Annotated in this window: 16 protein-coding genes; 5 read left to right on the top strand and 11 right to left on the bottom strand. The window is 66.0% G+C overall.

The features are described 5' to 3' along the window. Positions 1 to 15 precede the first annotated feature (15 nt). From KHP16_RS05755 to KHP16_RS05745, 3 genes are all read right to left on the bottom strand, one after another. Positions 16 to 396 (bottom strand): hypothetical protein, encoded by a 381-nt coding sequence (locus KHP16_RS05755; protein WP_109581384.1) that lies wholly within the window; start codon positions 394 to 396, stop codon positions 16 to 18. A 359-nt stretch (positions 397 to 755) separates the two neighbouring features. Continuing rightward, the gene (locus KHP16_RS05750) at positions 756 to 971 is read right to left on the bottom strand and encodes a hypothetical protein (protein ID WP_109581386.1); all 216 of its coding nucleotides are present in this window, start codon (positions 969 to 971) and stop codon (positions 756 to 758) included. A gap of 52 nt (positions 972 to 1,023) precedes the next feature. Continuing rightward, the gene (locus tag KHP16_RS05745) at positions 1,024 to 1,932 is read right to left on the bottom strand and encodes a LysR family transcriptional regulator (RefSeq protein WP_211959727.1); all 909 of its coding nucleotides are present in this window, start codon (positions 1,930 to 1,932) and stop codon (positions 1,024 to 1,026) included. A gap of 112 nt (positions 1,933 to 2,044) precedes the next feature. Between KHP16_RS05745 and KHP16_RS05740 the strand changes: the two genes are divergently transcribed. After that, the gene (locus tag KHP16_RS05740; RefSeq protein WP_211959726.1) at positions 2,045 to 3,649 is read left to right on the top strand and encodes an MFS transporter; all 1,605 of its coding nucleotides are present in this window, start codon (positions 2,045 to 2,047) and stop codon (positions 3,647 to 3,649) included. Here the strand turns inward: KHP16_RS05740 and KHP16_RS05735 are convergent. Genes KHP16_RS05735 through KHP16_RS05725 form a run of 3 tightly spaced genes read right to left on the bottom strand, consistent with a single transcriptional unit; the run spans position 3,637 to position 5,708 of the window. After that, a complete protein-coding gene (locus KHP16_RS05735) occupies positions 3,637 to 4,419 on the bottom strand; it encodes a class II aldolase/adducin family protein (RefSeq protein WP_109581389.1) in 783 nt (260 codons plus the stop codon). The two genes, KHP16_RS05740 and KHP16_RS05735, sit on opposite strands and share 13 nt — an antisense overlap. 38 nt (positions 4,420 to 4,457) lie before the next feature. Further along, positions 4,458 to 4,826, bottom strand: coding sequence for a RidA family protein (locus KHP16_RS05730; RefSeq protein ID WP_115952135.1), 369 nt, complete (start codon positions 4,824 to 4,826; stop codon positions 4,458 to 4,460). Between the two features lie 9 nt (positions 4,827 to 4,835). After that, positions 4,836 to 5,708: an NAD(P)-dependent oxidoreductase gene (locus KHP16_RS05725; protein WP_244835711.1), complete on the bottom strand. Its 873-nt coding sequence runs from the start codon at positions 5,706 to 5,708 to the stop codon at positions 4,836 to 4,838. Positions 5,709 to 6,023: 315 nt separating this feature from the next. Here KHP16_RS05725 and KHP16_RS05720 point away from each other — a divergent pair, with 315 nt between their 5' ends. Next, positions 6,024 to 7,040: a Bug family tripartite tricarboxylate transporter substrate binding protein gene (locus KHP16_RS05720; RefSeq protein WP_244835652.1), complete on the top strand. Its 1,017-nt coding sequence runs from the start codon at positions 6,024 to 6,026 to the stop codon at positions 7,038 to 7,040. A gap of 101 nt (positions 7,041 to 7,141) precedes the next feature. Then, a complete protein-coding gene (locus KHP16_RS05715; RefSeq protein ID WP_109581392.1) occupies positions 7,142 to 7,813 on the top strand; it encodes a GntR family transcriptional regulator in 672 nt (223 codons plus the stop codon). A 13-nt stretch (positions 7,814 to 7,826) separates the two neighbouring features. Here KHP16_RS05715 and KHP16_RS05710 read toward each other — a convergent pair whose 3' ends face one another. The 4 genes from KHP16_RS05710 to KHP16_RS05695 are packed head-to-tail and all read right to left on the bottom strand — an operon-like array spanning position 7,827 to position 12,507. Continuing rightward, positions 7,827 to 9,836: an FUSC family protein gene (locus KHP16_RS05710; protein WP_310794108.1), complete on the bottom strand. Its 2,010-nt coding sequence runs from the start codon at positions 9,834 to 9,836 to the stop codon at positions 7,827 to 7,829. Between the two features lie 7 nt (positions 9,837 to 9,843). Further along, positions 9,844 to 10,032: a DUF2474 domain-containing protein gene (locus KHP16_RS05705; RefSeq protein WP_211960027.1), complete on the bottom strand. Its 189-nt coding sequence runs from the start codon at positions 10,030 to 10,032 to the stop codon at positions 9,844 to 9,846. Beyond that, positions 10,032 to 11,039 carry a cytochrome d ubiquinol oxidase subunit II gene (gene cydB, locus KHP16_RS05700; RefSeq protein ID WP_109581393.1) on the bottom strand — a complete coding sequence of 336 codons (1,008 nt, stop codon included), beginning with the start codon at positions 11,037 to 11,039 and terminating at the stop codon, positions 10,032 to 10,034. The genes KHP16_RS05705 and cydB overlap by 1 nt, the downstream gene beginning before the upstream one ends. Before the next feature lie 22 nt (positions 11,040 to 11,061). Beyond that, entirely contained in the window at positions 11,062 to 12,507 is a 1,446-nt protein-coding gene (locus KHP16_RS05695; RefSeq protein WP_211959725.1) for a cytochrome ubiquinol oxidase subunit I, read from the bottom strand. Positions 12,508 to 12,788: 281 nt separating this feature from the next. Here KHP16_RS05695 and KHP16_RS05690 point away from each other — a divergent pair, with 281 nt between their 5' ends. Further along, positions 12,789 to 13,133 carry a DUF4148 domain-containing protein gene (locus tag KHP16_RS05690; RefSeq protein ID WP_167468372.1) on the top strand — a complete coding sequence of 115 codons (345 nt, stop codon included), beginning with the start codon at positions 12,789 to 12,791 and terminating at the stop codon, positions 13,131 to 13,133. A 147-nt stretch (positions 13,134 to 13,280) separates the two neighbouring features. On the opposite strand, the gene KHP16_RS05685 is transcribed toward KHP16_RS05690, so the two are convergent. Continuing rightward, entirely contained in the window at positions 13,281 to 14,717 is a 1,437-nt protein-coding gene (locus KHP16_RS05685) for an aminotransferase-like domain-containing protein (RefSeq protein WP_211959724.1), read from the bottom strand. A 182-nt stretch (positions 14,718 to 14,899) separates the two neighbouring features. Here KHP16_RS05685 and cyoA point away from each other — a divergent pair, with 182 nt between their 5' ends. Then, complete coding sequence (gene cyoA / locus KHP16_RS05680; RefSeq protein ID WP_244835651.1) at positions 14,900 to 15,796, top strand: ubiquinol oxidase subunit II; 897 nt, start codon at positions 14,900 to 14,902, stop codon at positions 15,794 to 15,796. The last annotated feature ends 2 nt before the right edge of the window (positions 15,797 to 15,798 follow it).

The following is a 15,798-nucleotide window of genomic DNA, read 5'->3' as shown; positions in this document are numbered from 1 at the left end:
CATCCATCGGCTCCATCACTCGTCGATGGCGTCCTCGTCGTCGATGTCGCGCAGCGGCTCGAGGTCGCCGAGCGCGTCGTCCTCTTCGCCCTCCGCGCCCCGCGCGCGGAACTCGATGCCGAGCCGGATGAACAGGTCGAACGCGTCCGCGAGCATATGCTTCTGCCGCGGCAGCAGGCTCGCGTACGGCATATCGTAGATCGACTGGTGCGTGCCACGCGCCCCCTTGAGGCCGCGGTCGCGCGCGATATCCGACAGCAGCGCCGCGAATCCCGACAGGTCCTGCGCGGCGAGCGCGGCGTTCAACACCCTCGCGATAACCTGAGGCGTTGCACCGGACCAGCCCATGACCTCGGCATTCGAAGCGGAATCGTGGGAAAGATCACTAATGTCCATAATGTTCTTAACGGTCCCATCGCCGCCGTCTTGAGGGAATCCGGCCTCGTCACGCCAGATTTCCTCAAGTTTTTACGTCAGGGCCGTCGTCCGCGTGGGCGTTCGGTCTCGACCGGTGCCGAGGCCCGCCGAGATTGCCTGTATTCGATGGTGCCATCGCGCTTCTGCCTGGCTTGCACGGCATTGCGTGCGCCACACATGGGGCAGCGGAACAGGAATCCCTGGCCCTCGTTCTTGATCGTCACCTCTGACGGTTGCCACGTGGCACCGCAGGGTTGGTTCTGGCAGACAAACATATGGACTCCAAATACGCCGGGCATCGTAACATGGGTGTTGCGCCGGTCACATGAATCGTACCCCTACCTTGGCGGGGGGCCGCCCATGCGCCACATATTGGGCGGCTCGCCCAGCGCGGTGCTCTGGTACATCCATGCGCCGCAGCCCGCGCAACGCCAGCGGCTGTCCACCTTGCATCGGTTGGGCATGGCGCCGATGCCGGACGCCTGCAGATTCTCGTGTGGCGGCACACTTGCCGGCTCGCCCACCAGCAAATGGCAAAGGTCACAGGCCTGCATCTCGGCTCCTCGTATGATCTGTCTCCAGCTTAGTCACAAAGCGGAGCCGACCCTAGTTGCCGGCTGCGGTCGCCTGACCGCCGGCCGCGCGGCGCGCGGCGTGGCGCACGAACTCGCGCACGGTGGCCGACGCTTCGTTCGCGCGATAGGCGAGCGCGACTTCGGACACGATTGGCTTGCCGGCGATCGGCCGGTACACGACGCCCGGTAGCGAGACGCACGCCGCCAGCGTGCCCGGCACGACCGATACGCTGTTGCCGAGCGCGACCCTGGCCAGCACCGCGGCCAGCGTGCCGCCGCGCGGACCGATCGCCGCCGAAAAGCGGCCGCGCCGCGCGACTTCGAGCGTGCCCGACTCCTGCTCCGGTACCACGAAGGTGGCCTCGCGCAATTGCGCGGGATGGACTTCAGCGGCCTTCGCGAGCGGTGAATCGGACGGTAACGCCAGCAGGAAGGCATCGCGGTGCACGGTCTGCGTGCGCACGCCGTCGGGCATCGCCATCGGCGGACGGCAGTAGGCCACGTCGATCTCTCCGGCTTCCAGCATCGGACCGATGCGATCCATGACCACCTCCTCGATGCGGATATCGACGAGCGGGTGTGCATGGCGAAAGCTCCGGATGTGCTGCTGCAGCACGCCCGCATACGCGGCGGACCCCACATAGCCCACCTCGATACGCCCCACTTCGCCCCGTTCCGCGCGCGCCGCCACGTCGATGCCACGTGAAAGATGCTCGAGCACGGCGAGCGCTTCCGGCAGGAATGCGTGTCCGGCGGCGGTGAGTTCCACCGAGCGGCGCGTGCGATGGAACAGGCGGGCGCGCAGCAGCCGCTCGGCTTCCTGAATGCGCCGCGTCAGCATCGGCGGCGGGAGGTCCAGCACTTCCGCCGCGCGGCCGAAATGCAGGTGCCGGGCGACTTCGGCGATGGCGCGGAGGTGGGCGATCTCGAGGGCTTTCATGGCGCTTCTATTGATGAAATCAGCAATGAAATCGCCACTGTATAGCAATGACAGGCAATAGTGGGATGGCTACCATGCAATCCTCGCTCGTCATCGCGCCCCCCGCTCCGCCATGTCCACGTCAATCCAGCCGTTCTCCCGGCCTGCCGCGCCGCCCGATGCGCCCGGCCGCGGCACCAAGGCTTTCATCCTCGGCACCGCGTCGGCGACCTGCTCGCTGATCGTGCTCGACACGAATGTGGTCGCGGTGTCGCTGCCGGCCATCGCGCGGACGTTCCAGGCGAGCTTTGCCGATGTCGAGTGGGTGGTCAGCGCCTATATGGTCGCGTTCGCGTCGTGCCTGCTGCCGGCCGGGGGGCTTGCGGACCGGCTGGGGCGCAAGCGGATGATGCTGGCGGGGCTGGCGGTGTTCCTCCTTGCTTCGGTGGGATGCGGGCTGGCGCCCACCGCGACGTTCCTCAATGTCGCGCGCGCGGTCAAAGGCGTGGGCGCGGCGATGCTGCTGACGGCGGCGCTGGCGATCATCGCCAATACCTTCCACGAGGGAGCCGAGCGAACGCGGGCGTGGGCGGTGTGGGGAACCTGCATGGGCGTGACGACGACGATTGCGCCGCTGGTCGGGGGCGTGATCACGCAATGGGCCGGTTGGCGCTGGATCTTTCTGATCAACGTGCCGATTTGCCTGATGCTGGTGGCCTGTGTGCGGTACGCGATGACCGAGTCGCGCAACCCGGCGGCCTCCCGAATCGATGCGTTGGGCAGCGCGCTGTTCGGTGTCGCGCTGATGCTCGGGATCTGGGCGCTGATCGACATCCCCGCGCATGGCTGGGCGTCGTTGGCCACGGGGTCGCGCTTCGGCGCCGCCGCGGTGTTGCTCGCGCTGTTCGTCCTGCACGAGCGGGCAACCGCGCACGCGATGATCGATCTTTCGATGTTCCGGCAGCCGCGGTTCGTGGGCGCGGTGCTGGGGATGTTCGGCTATGCGGCCTGTGCGCAGGTGATGATGACTTTCCTGCCGCTGTATCTGCAAAACGCGTTCGAGATGTCGGCGGTGCAGGCGGGCGTTGGCATGCTGCCGTTTGCGCTGGCGATGATCGTGGGGCCGTATCTCGGCGCTCGCCTGTCGTCGCGCTTTCACGGAAGCAGCAGCGTGCTGGTGGCGGGGCTGATGCTGATCGGCGCGGGCAACCTGCTCGTGGCCGCCGTGGCCACGCACGCGCACTATGGGCTCGTGGCGGTCGGCATGATCGTGACGGGTCTCGGGGCGGGCGTGATGAACGGCGATACGCAGAAGGCGATCATGGCGTGCGTGCCTGTGCATCGGACGGGAATGGCGTCGGGCATCAGCACCACGACCCGTTTTTCGGCGATCGTCACGGCGGTGGGCGTACTCGGCGCGGTGCTGGCGTCGCGGACCGAGCGCGCGTTCGAGGCCGCGCTGCCGGCGGGATTCGCCTGGCGCGATGCGCTTGGCGCGGATTTCCTCGCGCGGGTACTGGCCGGGGACATCGGCCAAGCCATCGCCCAGGCCATCGTGCCGCTCGATGCGGCCGCGCGCGCGTCGACAGCGACGTGGGCGAGTCAGGCGTTCGCGAGCGGGTTCGGGGCGGCGCTCGGTGTGGCGGGCGTGGTGGCGCTGGTGCTTGGCGCCACCGTGTGGTCGCTATATCGTGCCGGCCGCGGACCGGCGGTGCCGATCGTCGATCAGCAACGATAATCCCCGCCATCCCGATCCAGCAGCCGCAGCAACGCCGTCCACTCGCGATCGAGGTGGACCGTATCGAGGTAGGCGTAGTCGTCGTGCTGCTTCGCCGCGTGCTCGCATACTTCCGGCGACGGGATCGTGACCTTCTGGCCCATCGACAGCGTCTTCAACTGGATCTCGCACGCGCGGTTCAGGTAGAACATGCGCGTGAACGCTTCCGCTACCGAGCGGCCCGTCGTCAGCAGCCCGTGGTTGCGCAGGATCAGGTAGTTCGCGTCCTTCATCGACGCCACGATGCGCGAGCGTTCGTCGAGGTCCAGCGAGATGCCCTCGTAGTCGTGGTAGTTCACGCGGTTGTAGAACTGCATGCTGATCTGGTTCAGCGGCAGCAGCCCGCATTCGAGCGCGGCCACCGCCATGCCCGCGTCGGTGTGCAGATGCACCACGCACTCGACATCGTGGCGCGCCTGATGCAGCGCGCTGTGGATGGTGAAGCCCGCGGCGTTCACCTCGAAGCGGTTATCGCCAATCGGACGCCCCTCGGTGTCGATCTTGACGAGGCAAGACGCCGTGATCTCGTCGAAGAACCAGCCGTGGGGGTTGATCAGGAACTGGTCGGTCGTGCCCGGCACGCGCACGGAGATATGCGTGTAGATCAGGTCGGTCAGCTGGAACTTTGCCGCCAGCCGGTACGCGGCGGCCAGCTGTACGCGTACCGCCCACTCTTCGTCGCTGATGTTGAGCGGCTTGCGGTTGCGATGCGGATCGGTCGTGGAGATCATGTCAGGAATCCTTTCGAAGGTCAGGCAGTCGGCGATCGTCAGGCGGCCGGCAACAGCGCGGACATGACGATTTCCACGCGGTAGGCAGGATCGGCCAGTTCGACCTTGCCGCAGCAGCGCGTCGGCGTCTCGCCAGGCGCCACCCACGCATCCCACACCGCGTTGAATGCATCGAAGTCTGCCATATCGGCGAGCCAGATCTGCGCGGTCAGCGCGCGGCGCTTGTCCGTGCCGGCCTCCGCGAGCAGGGCATCGACCTTGGCCAGCGCCTCGCGCGCCTGCGCGGTAATGTCGCCGGCCTTGTCGTCGGCCACCTGCCCGGCGAGGAAGACCATGCCGTTGGCGATGACCGCGCGGCTGCGTCGGTGGTTCTGGTCGAGGCGAAGGATAGAAGGCGTCGTGGTCATGGCGGGCACTCAGGCGTTACGGACGATGTTGCGGCAATGATCGAGCGCGGCCTCGATCAGGTTGTTGTTGGCCTCGGGCGTACGGAACGCCGAGTGCGCGGACAGCGTGACGTTCGGCAGCGTCGTCAGTACGTGCCCGGCGGGCATCGGCTCCACCGTGAAGACATCGAGGCCGGCATGCGAGATCTTGCCGCTCCGCAGCGCGGCGATCATCGCGTCCTCATCGACGAGCGCGCCGCGCGCGGTGTTGATCAGGATCGCGCCATCCCGCATGCGCGCGATCCGCTCGGCCGTGATCATGCCGCGCGTCTCGTCATTGAGCAGCAGATGCAGGGACACGACGTCGCTTTGTGCAAGCAGCGCGTCGAGCTCGACGAATTCCACGCCCTCATGCGTCTTCGGCGTGCGGTTCCAAGCCAGCACCCGCATGCCCATGCCGCGCGCCAGCCGCGCCAGTTCCGCCGCGATGCCGCCAAAACCCACCAGGCCGATGGTCTTGCCCGTGAGCTGCACCGCATCCGAACGCAGCCAGTTGCCCGCGCGCATCTCGCGGTCCATGCGCGCGAAGTTGCGCGCCGCCGCCCACATCAGCCCGAACGCGCATTCGGCCACGGCCGTATCGCCATAGCCCTTGATCGTATGGACCGTAATGCCGAGCTCGGCCAGCTCTTCCGGGTTCATGTAGCTGCGGGCGCCCGTCCCAAGAAACACGACGTGCTTCAGCCCCTTGCACTGCCTGGCGATTTCGGTCGGCAAATGCGTGTGGTCGATGATCGCGATCGGCGCGCCCGCGAGCGCCGCCGGCAGACCTTCCGACTTGATGTCGGGTTGCTGGTTGACCTCGAGCGGCAGGTCATCCGCGCGACGGAGACGCAAAGACACTTCGGTCAGTGTGGGATTTGCATCGACGAAGACGGCGCGCCATGCACCAGTATCGGACGTGGATTTTGCGGAGGAAGGGGTCGAGGTCATCGTTTTGCTTTGCAATAAAAGGATGGAAGCGGAGGTGGGCCGGCTTGCGCCATGACAGTGCCGAGCGAACCAAAACAGGGAATAACCCTCGGCACCGCGTTGATCGCAGCATAACGCTTTACAGAATACAGATCAATAATTAAAGTCTGTATACAGGACGGAGTGCAGCACGGCGGCAGCCGGCGGTGACCGTCGCCCTGTAACCTGCTCAAGGAGCGTTCCCCCATGACGATGCGCCCGGTTGTGCCTAGCAAAGCCCTGCTTTCCACCACCCTGCTGGCTTCCACGATGATCGCCTTCAGCGGCACCGCTGCCGCTCAGGACGCCAAGTCCTGGCCGAACAGCACGATTTCGATCGTCAGCGGCTTTCCCGGCGGTGCCGCGACCGACATCTACGCTCGCAAGCTGGGCGTCGAGTTGAACAAGGAATTCGGGGTCTCGTTTATCTCGGATAATCGCCCCGGCGCCGGCGGCAATATCGCATCGGCACTGGTGGCTCAAGCCAAACCGGATGGTTATACGTTCCTGCTCGGCACGGCCGGCACACACGCCATTAATCCCGCGCTATATTCGAAGCTGCAATTCGACGTGGTCAACGATTTCTCGCGCATCGCATTATTGGGAACGCTGCCGAATATCCTGCTGATCAACCCCGAGAAACACCCCGAGATCAAGACCTGCGCGGATCTGCTCAACGCCGCGCGCAAGGCGCCAGGCACGCTGAACTACGCGTCGACGGGGAACGGGGCCTCGGGCCATCTGGCCGGAACCCAGTTCGCCACGGCGTCGAAGACGAGCTACGTGCATATCCCGTACAAGGGCCAGGGCCCGGCGATGACCGCCCTGCTCTCGGGCGAGGTCGACTTCTTCTTTAACCAGAGCTCGCCGAGCCTCGGCCCGATCCAGTCCAGCAAGGTCCGCGCGCTGGCCGTGACGTCGCCCCAGCGCGTGAGCGTGCTGCCCGATGTGCCGACCGTCGCCGAGGCGTGCAATCTGCCGGGCTTCGAGAGCACGACGTGGTACGGCCTGTTCGGCCCCGCGAACCTGCCGTCCGATATCCAGAACCGCATGTCGAAGGCGGTGCTCAAGGCCATCAATACCGACAGCTTCAAGGAATGGCTGGTCAGCCAGGCCATTCAGCCGATCAAGGATGGCGGGCCCGAAGCCTTCAAGCGCGTGCAGCAGGCCGACATGAAAACCTGGGCGAAAATCGTCAAGGATTCCGGCGCGCACGTAGACTGACCCGGCTGCGATCCGCCGTGTATACACCGCCGTGCACAGCGGGGAATTCAGGTATATTCCTGCCTTCGCGTCAAACACCAGACTAGACAGGACCGGACACCGTGGCAACAGCAGCAACTGACAGCATCGTCGAGCAGGTCTACGACAAGCTCAAGGCCATGAGCGTCGGCTACGACTTCAAGCCCGGCGAACGCCTCAATGAAGGCGTGCTGGCGAGCGCGCTCGGCGTCAGCCGCACGCCGCTGCGAGAGGCGCTGACGCGCCTCACCACGGAAGGCCTGTTGCGCTTCTCGCCCGGCAAGGGCTTCTTCTGCCGCGACCTCGACGCGCAGGAAGTGTTCTCGCTGTACGAGATGCGCAAGATCGTGGAGACCGAGGCGTTGCGGTTATCGCTGGTGCGCGCGAAGGACGAAGAGATCGACGCACTGCTGGCGTTCCTCGAGAAGACCGGCCCCGAGCCCGGCGACCGGTCGGTCGAGGAACTCGTGCGGCTCGACGAGACGTTCCACGAGAGCCTGATGGCGATGTCCGGCAACCTCGAGATGCTGCGCGTGCTGCGCAACATCAATGCGCGCATTCGTTTCGTGCGGTGGATCGATATGGAGCGCTGCGACCGCCGCGTGAGCCAGAACGACCATCGCGAGATCCTGCTCGGACTCAAGGCGCGCGATGCGGAGCGTTGCATCCCGATTCTCGCGCGCCACATCGACCGCCGCCACGACCAGATCGCCACCGCGCTCAAGGAAGGCCTCGCGCAGATCTACATGGGGTGACCACCCCAGGCGACTACGCCTTCCACTCAGGAAACAACGAGAGCCGAATCCCCGTCAGCGCGGACACCGTTTCGCGCGACGCGCTCCCGGCGCCGTGCGAGATCGCGGCCAGCGCCGTGTCGATGCGCGCGGCAAGCCGCTGCGGCGGCGGCAGGGCTTCGCCCTCCCTCACACGCCGCAGATAGTGATACTCGAGCGAACGCAGCACGCGCGCGAGCCGCTCCTGCGCCACCGGTGTCAGCATGGCGAAGTCTCGCTGCAGCGTCAGCGTGCCGAAGCCCACCTGCAATTCCGAGAATCCCCGGTTCGACGCCTTGTCGCTGCTCGCGGCCAGCAGCGGCACGAGCCGCTGTAGCTGGTCGAGCATGCGTCCGCGCAGTTGCGGATGCGCCTCGAGTTCCTGGCGATCGGCGCCCAGCGCGATGTCCTTCCAGCTCGCATGGACGAGCCGGCGGAGTACCGCGTGCGCGCCGAACGGGCGCACCATCACGACCCATAGCGGGGCGAACAGCATGGCCGCGAATGTCGCGATCGTGCCGTTGAACAGGTTGCCGAAATTCGCGTCGTACAGCATCTGCACGTTCGCGAACGACGCGGCATTGACGGACAGCAGTACGGCGAAAAGATTGAAGCCCGGCCGCGCGATCAGCGCGCCGATGATCAGGTACGGCACCGCGAGCAAACCCGCGAGCCCCGCGAAATCGTGCGCGAACGGCAGCACGATGAAGATATAGAACCACGAGACGACCAGGCATACGAGGGCCCACCGGACGAAGCGCCACGCCGTGCGGCGCGGCTCGTCGACGGTGGCGTAGATGCAGGTGGTCAGCGCGGCCAGCGCAACGGGCGCGCCGCCCTCGATCCAGCCGGAGAGAATCCACGCGAGCCCGGCGGCGAATGTCGCGCATCCCGCCGTGAGCGCGTACACGAGCAGCATCGGATGATCGTGGTGATACGACCGCTCGCCGGGCATGTCCGCATAGCGGAGTTCCGGCATGACCTGTTCGGTCGCCCGGTCGCTGATGTGCTGCTGAAGCACGAGGCAGTCGTGCCAGAGATCGGATAGCTTGGCAAGGTGATGCTCGGCGGTGGCCACGAGATCGGCGTGCCAGCCAGCCTCTGGCACGCTGGCGGCGGCTGTCTCCGGGTCCCCGGGGTCGGCCATCAGGACCGTTCCGGTTTCACCGCGCATCCATGCGGCCACGCCAGCCATGCGCTGCGCGAGCGCGGCGGGCACGCCGGCGGGATGGCCATGCAAGGCGCGCAGCACGCTCGCGAGGCCCGACAGTTCGGGCAGCAGCATGGTCATGCGCGCATGCAGGCAGCGCGCGCAGCGGACCGCCATCGCGGTGTCCGCGTCGAACTGCAGATGCGTGATCAGCGTGTCCAGCTGACGGATATCGGCCGCGAGCTTGTACCGGCTGTCGTGCTGTTGCATGTCCCCCGGCGCGCCCGTGAGCATCGCGGATGCCCAGCGCGCGGCATCCGCGAGCCAGACCGTCGTCTGCGCATGCAGCGCGCTGGCCACGCGCGCGGGAAACACCAGCGAGCCGATCACGCTCGCGCAGACAATGCCGATGCAGATCTCTTCCACGCGCGCCACCGCCAGGTCGAAGATCTGCAACGGATCGTTGACCGCGGGCAGCGCGACGATCGGCAGCGTGTAGGCGGCGAGCAGAAACACGTAGCTGCGCGGCGTGCGCTCCATCAGCGACAGGTACAGCAACGTGCCGACCCAGAAGGCGATGGCGCCCATCAGCAGCGTCGGCGAGTCCACGAGCGGCGGCACGAGGGCCACGGCCGCCACGGCGCCGAGCAGCGTGCCGACCACGCGGTAGGCGCCCTTCGAGCGCGTCGCGCCCGTCAGCGGATGGGACACGAGGTACACCGTCGCCATCGCCCAGTAGGGCCGCGGCAGCGCGAACGCGAGCGCGATATACAGCGCGAGCATCGCGGCCGCGAACACCTTGGCCGAGAACACCCAGTCGCGCGCGCTGGGGAAGCCGATCATGCGGGCGAACATGACGCGGTCAGGAGACGAGTCCGCCGAGCCGCATCAGCAGCCGCATGATCGTCGCAAACACGAACACCGTGCCCACGCCGCCGAGCCACAGCAACGCCATCCATCCCAGCCGGAGGCCGAGGCTACCTTCGGCACCCGTTGCCGATGGGTTCTCCGGGTCTCGATGCAACCTGGGGTCGAAGTTTCGATCGTTCATTAGTGATACCCCTCCCCTGCCTTGACCTTGCCGCGGAACACGTAGTACGACCACGACGAATACGTGAGGATGATCGGCACGATGAACAGCGCGCCCACGAGCGTGAAGCCCTGGCTTTGCGGCGGCGACGAAGCCTGCCAGATCGATACGTCGGGCGGAATGATGTTCGGCCACACGCTGATCGCGAGGCCCGTATAGCCGACGAATACCATCAGCAGCGCGAAGAGGAACGGCCCGGCGTTCGGCCGGCTGCCGAGCACGCGGATGATGCCGAACGCGGACGCGAGCACGAGCAGCGGCACCGGCGCGAACCAGTACAGGTTCGGCAGGGAGAACCACCGTTGCGCGATCTCGGGGTGCGTGAGCGGCGTCCACACGCTGGTGACCGCGATGAAGATCAGCATCATCGCCGTCAGCGGCGTGGCGGCGGCGATCATGCGGCCCTGCAGTCGGCCTTCCGTCTTCATGATCAGCCACGTGCAGCCGAGGAACGCGTAGGCGACCACGACGCCGAGGCCGGTGAACAGCGGGAACGGCGCGAACCAGTCGAACGCGCCACCGGTGTAGTCATGCCCGTTGACCGGAATGCCGTTGATGTACGCCCCGAGCGCGACGCCCTGGAAGAAGCCGGCCAGCGCCGAGCCGCCGATGAACGCCTTGTCCCAGAGATGCCGCGTGCGGTCGCTCGCCTTGAAGCGGAACTCGAACGCGACGCCGCGGAAGATCAGCGCGAGCAGCATGCCGATGAGCGGTATGTACAGCGCGCTCAGCACCACGCCATAGGCGAGCGGGAACGCGCCGAACAGCGCCGCGCCGCCCAGCACGAGCCACGTTTCGTTGCCGTCCCAGACCGGCGCGACGGTGTTCATCATCACATCGCGGTCCGTACGGTCTTTCACGAAAGGAAACATGATGCCGATGCCCAGATCGAAGCCGTCCATGACCACGTACATCATCACGCCGAAGTAGATCAGCGTGACCCAGATGAGAGGGAGATCGATTCCCATGACAGTTTGCCTCGTTAGCCGATTAATGGTTGCTGAACTGCGCAGCGGCGGTACCCGCGACGGTCCCGGATGCGGCGCTACCCATGGGCACCGCCTGCGGGGGCACCGGAATGTGGCCGGGCGTCACGTCGTCGTGGGCGCTGCCGTCCGGCCCCTTGTTCACGAGCTTGAGCATGTAGCGGATGCCCGTGCCGAACAGCAGGAAGTAGACGACCACGAAGGCGGCAAGCGAACCCGCGATCGGGCCGACGTCATGGCGCGATACCGCGTCGCTCGTGCGCAGCAGGCCATAGACAACCCACGGCTGGCGGCCGATCTCGGTGGTCAGCCATCCGGCCAGCAGCGCCATCAGCCCGGTCGGACCCATGGCCACCGCAAGGCGCAGGAACAGGCGATTGCGAAACAGCGCGCCGTTGCGGCGCAGGACCACACCGAGCACGCCGAACAGGATCATCAGCACACCGAGCGCGACCATCGCGCGGAACGTGAAGAAGATCACGGTCGAGTTCGGGCGGTCGGCCTTGGGAAAGTCTTTCAGGCCCTCGATCTGGCCATCGAGGCTGTGGGTCAGGATCAGGCTGCCGAGACGCGGAATTTCGATCGCGTATTTCGTGACTTCCTTGTCCATATCGGGAATGCCGAACACGATCAGCGGAAAGCCGTCGGTATCGCCCTTGGGCGCTGTATCCCAGTGCCCTTCCATCGCGGCGATCTTGGCCGGCTGGTACTTGAGCGTATTGAGGCCATGCTGATCGCCTACGAAGGCCTGCACCGGCGCGATGATCAACAGCATCCACATCGCCATCGACAGCATCTTGCGGGCGGGCACCACCGACTTGTCCTTCAGCAGCAGCCAGGCACCGGCGGCCGCCACGAACAGCGCCGTGGACACATACGCGGCAATGCTCATATGCGCCAGGCGGTACGGGAACGACGGGTTGAAGATGACGGCGAGCCAGTCGGTCGGCACCACGCGGCCGTTCAGGATCTCGTAGCCCTGCGGCGTCTGCATCCAGCTGTTCGATGCGAGGATCCACGTCGTCGAGATCAGCGTGCCAACGGCGACCATGATGGTCGACAGGAAGTGCAGGCCGGGACCGACGCGATTCCAGCCGAACAGCATCACGCCGAGGAAGCCCGCTTCCAGGAAGAAGGCCGTGAGCACTTCGTACGTGAGGAGCGGTCCGGTCACGCCGCCGGCGAATTCCGAGAAGAAGCTCCAGTTGGTGCCGAACTGGTAGGCCATCACGAGGCCCGACACGACGCCCATCCCAAAGTTGATGGCGAAAATCTTCACCCAGAAGTGGAACAGGGTCTTGTAGACAGGGTCTTTGGTGCGCAGCCAGCAACCTTCGAGCACCGCGAGATAACTGGCGAGGCCAATCGTGATCGCGGGAAAGATGATGTGGAAGGAAACTGTGAATCCAAACTGGATACGCGCGAGATCTAGTGCGGTTATGTCGTGCATCGCTGGGCTCTCTTCGGTGGGCAGCGGCATCCGTTCGTGCCGTGTTGCGAAGAGTAAGAGAGCCCCGGCAGAACCGACGGATACAGTTGCGAAGGTTGCAGCGAAGCTCAGCGCCGACATCGTGCGGAACCGCAATCACCCAACAAAACCGCGTTGGAACGTCCGCGCCAACTGTGTTGCCCGGCCACTTCGCGCACTGTATCCGTCGCATTCGGCACTGTGCCGCTACGATGCATTCCATGGTTCGACGCCACGCACTCATCGTCCACGGAGAACGCATCATGCCAGCACGTACCGCACGCACCGTAACTACCGGAAGCCTCAATCGCCTGAACATGACCACGGCGTTCCAGGCCCTGATCCTCGCCGCCAGCGCGTTCGCCGCGCTGCATGTGCAGACCGCCCACGCCGAGACCGCGGCGCAGCGGCAGACGCTCGCCGCGCTCAAGCTCGGCAAGCCGCAACCGTGCAACGCGCCGGTCACGCATGCGAGCCTCGAGCGCGAACTGGCCAACCTCGAAGCCGCGGGTTTCAACCCCGCCGGTAACGACAACGATTACCCGCAGAACCTCGAGCGCGCGGAACGCATCGTCGCCGCGCACACGCCGCCCTGCACCATGGGCTGATTTTCCGAGGTCGCGGCAAGAAGGCCGTTATGCAGCAAGACCCCTCCTCCTCCTCGTCTTGCTCTCCCCTCTTGCGGGCACCCCTCACCAGCCCGCACGGCCTGCCGCGACTTTTTTTTCTTCCCGCCTTGATCTGATTTTCGCGATCTATACGACGATTTCGCGAATGCCGTCCGGTCTGCGGGCGAGCAGATCGGCGAGTCGACGCAATCCGCTCGCCAGCAGCAACCGGTCTTCCGCGCCCCCGAGCGAAATCCGAATCGCGTTGGCGCGCTTCGTCCCGACCTCAAACGCTTCCGATGGCGTGACGCGCAGCTCCTCGGCGCGCGCGGCGTTCGCCAGCGCCTGCGAGGTCCAGTAGCTCGGCAGCGTGTACCACAGGTGGATGCCGCTCGGCGGCGCCTGCCCCACGCTCGATAGCAACTGCCGCGCGATGCCCTGGCGCGCGGCCGCTTCGCGCCGAATGCCGGAGAGCAGCGTCTGTGCGGCGCCATCGTGGATCCATTGCGTCGTCACCGCCGTCGTCAGCGGCGCGGACATCAGCGCGAACGCGCGCAGGGCCGCCAGCACGCCATCCTCCGACACGCTCGCGGGCAACACCACGAACGCGGTCCGCAGCCCGGGGCTCAGGCACTTCGACATCGTCGAGATGTAGCAGACCCGGTCCGGCGCGAGGCGCGCCAGGGGTGTGGGCGCGTCGGGCGTCAGCAGCCAGTACGGATCGTCCTCCACGATCAGCAGGCCGTGCCGCGCGGCCGTGGCGAGGAGCTCATGGCGTCGCGATTCGGGCATCGTCCATGTGGTCGGGTTCTGCGTCGTCGGGTTCAGATAGACGAGGCGCACAGCGCCGCCCTCCGGTCGTCCATCCCCTCGTCCCTCCGCCTGCCCGCGACACGCCTCCGCAAGCGCGTCGGGCCGCATGCCATCGGCGTCCACATCCACCGCGACGACGCGGCGGCCCAGTTGCTCGGCCGCGAGCCGGATGCCCGGGTATGCCAGCGGCTCCGTGGCAATCGCGTCGCCGGGCTGTGTCTGCGACAGGATGAGCGCCGCGAGCGCCGCCTGCGCGCCGGGACTCACCATCAACCGGTCCGGCTCCACCGCGCCAAGCATCGGCGCGAGCCACATCACGCCGGCCGCGCGATCGCTGTGACTCCCACCGCCGAGCTGATACGTCATCAGCAGGCTTGCATCGGCGCGCAGCAACACCTGCGAGACTCCGCGCCGCATCAGATCGTCGAAATCGACGCCATCGGGCGGCGGCGGCACGTTCATGCTCAGGTCCACGCGCTGCGCAAGTTCGACGCGCGGCGCGGCAATGAACGTGCCGAGCGCGCCGCGCGCTTCGATCAGATGCCGTCGGCGCGCCTCCGTCAGCGCGCGTGTGACCGTGGTCAGGTCCACGCCTAGCAGCGCGGCAATCCGGCGCTGCGGCGGTAATCGGTCGCCCGGGACCAATGTGCCGTCCGCAATCGCCTGCTCGATGCGGCCCACGATCTGGAGATACCGTGCGCCGCCTCCGGCGCTGAAGCCCGTCAGCCACGCCGTGGCGCCGTCGTCTTGTATGGAAATCTTTTCACGCATGGGTCAGGGCGAATCCTGTTGTTTTGTTGATATCGGGTCGCTTGTATGGGCGTTGTCTTACCTTATCTTCCGCCTCGGCATCCCGTATTTCCATACATTAAAACCCTCGTATGCGTACTTGTCCATCCCCGTCTGGCTCCGGCTGGCGGCGCGCCGCGGGCCTCGCGCTCGCCGCAGGCACCATGTTGCTGCTCTCCGGCTGCACCATCGAGTTGCTCTCCCCCAAAGGCGATATCGGGCATCAGGCCAAACACCTGATCCTCGTCTCGCTGTTCCTGATGTTGCTCGTGGTCATTCCGGTCATCGTGCTCACGCTGGTGTTCGCGTGGCGCTATCGGGACGCCAACACAAAGGCAACGTACGCGCCGAAGTGGTCGCACTCGACGAAGATCGAGATCGTCGTATGGACCATCCCCTGCGTGATCGTGGCCTTCCTCGGCTTCCTGATCTGGACCTCCACGCACAAGCTCGACCCGTATCGTCCGCTGGACTCGAAGGTGGAGCCCGTGGAAGTCGAGGTCATCGCGCTCAACTGGAAGTGGCTGTTCATCTATCCGCAGTACGGCGTCGCCTCGCTGAACCAGTTGGCGATTCCCGTCGACACGCCGATCAATTTCAAGATTACATCCGAGTCGATGATGAATTCGTTCTTCATTCCGCAACTCGGCAGCATGGTGTACGCGATGGCGGGCATGCAGACCAGGCTCCATCTGATCGCCGATACGCCCGGCGTCTACCTTGGCCAGTCGGCCGCGTATAGCGGCGAGGGCTTCTCCGATATGCACTTCAAGACGTTCGCGACGTCGCGCGCGGACTTCGATGCATGGGTCGCCGAGGCGAAACGCTCGTCCACGCCGCTCACCGAGTCCGTGTACCGCGCGCTGGAAAAGCCCAGCACGAAGGACCCGGTCACGACGTACTCCACCGTCGCGCCCGCGCTGTTCGCCGGCACCGTCGACAAGTACATGAAGGCCACCGATCCCGTCTGCCGCACCGACAGCCCGGCCGCGCTGCAAGCCTTCAACGCCATTACCAATCCTGTCCCCCGCGCGGCCGCGACCGGCAGCGTGACGGAGTAACC

It is taken from the genome of Cupriavidus plantarum, assembly GCF_905397285.1.
GTDB classification, from domain to species: domain Bacteria; phylum Pseudomonadota; class Gammaproteobacteria; order Burkholderiales; family Burkholderiaceae; genus Cupriavidus; species Cupriavidus plantarum.
This window is presented reverse-complemented; position numbering and strand designations above follow the sequence as displayed.

Excerpts from the sequence above, each read along its gene's own strand:
- KHP16_RS05690 (WP_167468372.1), top strand. The coding sequence starts at position 12,789 with ATGCCAGCACGTACCGCACGCACCGTAACTACCGGAAGCCTCAATCGC.
- KHP16_RS05755 (WP_109581384.1), bottom strand. The coding sequence starts at position 396 with ATGGACATTAGTGATCTTTCCCACGATTCCGCTTCGAATGCCGAGGTC.
- KHP16_RS05750 (WP_109581386.1), bottom strand. The coding sequence starts at position 971 with ATGCAGGCCTGTGACCTTTGCCATTTGCTGGTGGGCGAGCCGGCAAGT.
- KHP16_RS05740 (WP_211959726.1), top strand. The coding sequence starts at position 2,045 with ATGTCCACGTCAATCCAGCCGTTCTCCCGGCCTGCCGCGCCGCCCGAT.
- cyoA (WP_244835651.1), top strand. The coding sequence starts at position 14,900 with ATGTTGCTGCTCTCCGGCTGCACCATCGAGTTGCTCTCCCCCAAAGGC.
- KHP16_RS05735 (WP_109581389.1), bottom strand. The coding sequence starts at position 4,419 with ATGATCTCCACGACCGATCCGCATCGCAACCGCAAGCCGCTCAACATC.
- KHP16_RS05710 (WP_310794108.1), bottom strand. The coding sequence starts at position 9,836 with ATGTTCGCCCGCATGATCGGCTTCCCCAGCGCGCGCGACTGGGTGTTC.
- KHP16_RS05695 (WP_211959725.1), bottom strand. The coding sequence starts at position 12,507 with ATGCACGACATAACCGCACTAGATCTCGCGCGTATCCAGTTTGGATTC.
- KHP16_RS05705 (WP_211960027.1), bottom strand. The coding sequence starts at position 10,032 with ATGAACGATCGAAACTTCGACCCCAGGTTGCATCGAGACCCGGAGAAC.
- KHP16_RS05730 (WP_115952135.1), bottom strand. The coding sequence starts at position 4,826 with ATGACCACGACGCCTTCTATCCTTCGCCTCGACCAGAACCACCGACGC.
- KHP16_RS05720 (WP_244835652.1), top strand. The coding sequence starts at position 6,024 with ATGACGATGCGCCCGGTTGTGCCTAGCAAAGCCCTGCTTTCCACCACC.
- cydB (WP_109581393.1), bottom strand. The coding sequence starts at position 11,039 with ATGGGAATCGATCTCCCTCTCATCTGGGTCACGCTGATCTACTTCGGC.
- KHP16_RS05685 (WP_211959724.1), bottom strand. The coding sequence starts at position 14,717 with ATGCGTGAAAAGATTTCCATACAAGACGACGGCGCCACGGCGTGGCTG.
- KHP16_RS05745 (WP_211959727.1), bottom strand. The coding sequence starts at position 1,932 with ATGAAAGCCCTCGAGATCGCCCACCTCCGCGCCATCGCCGAAGTCGCC.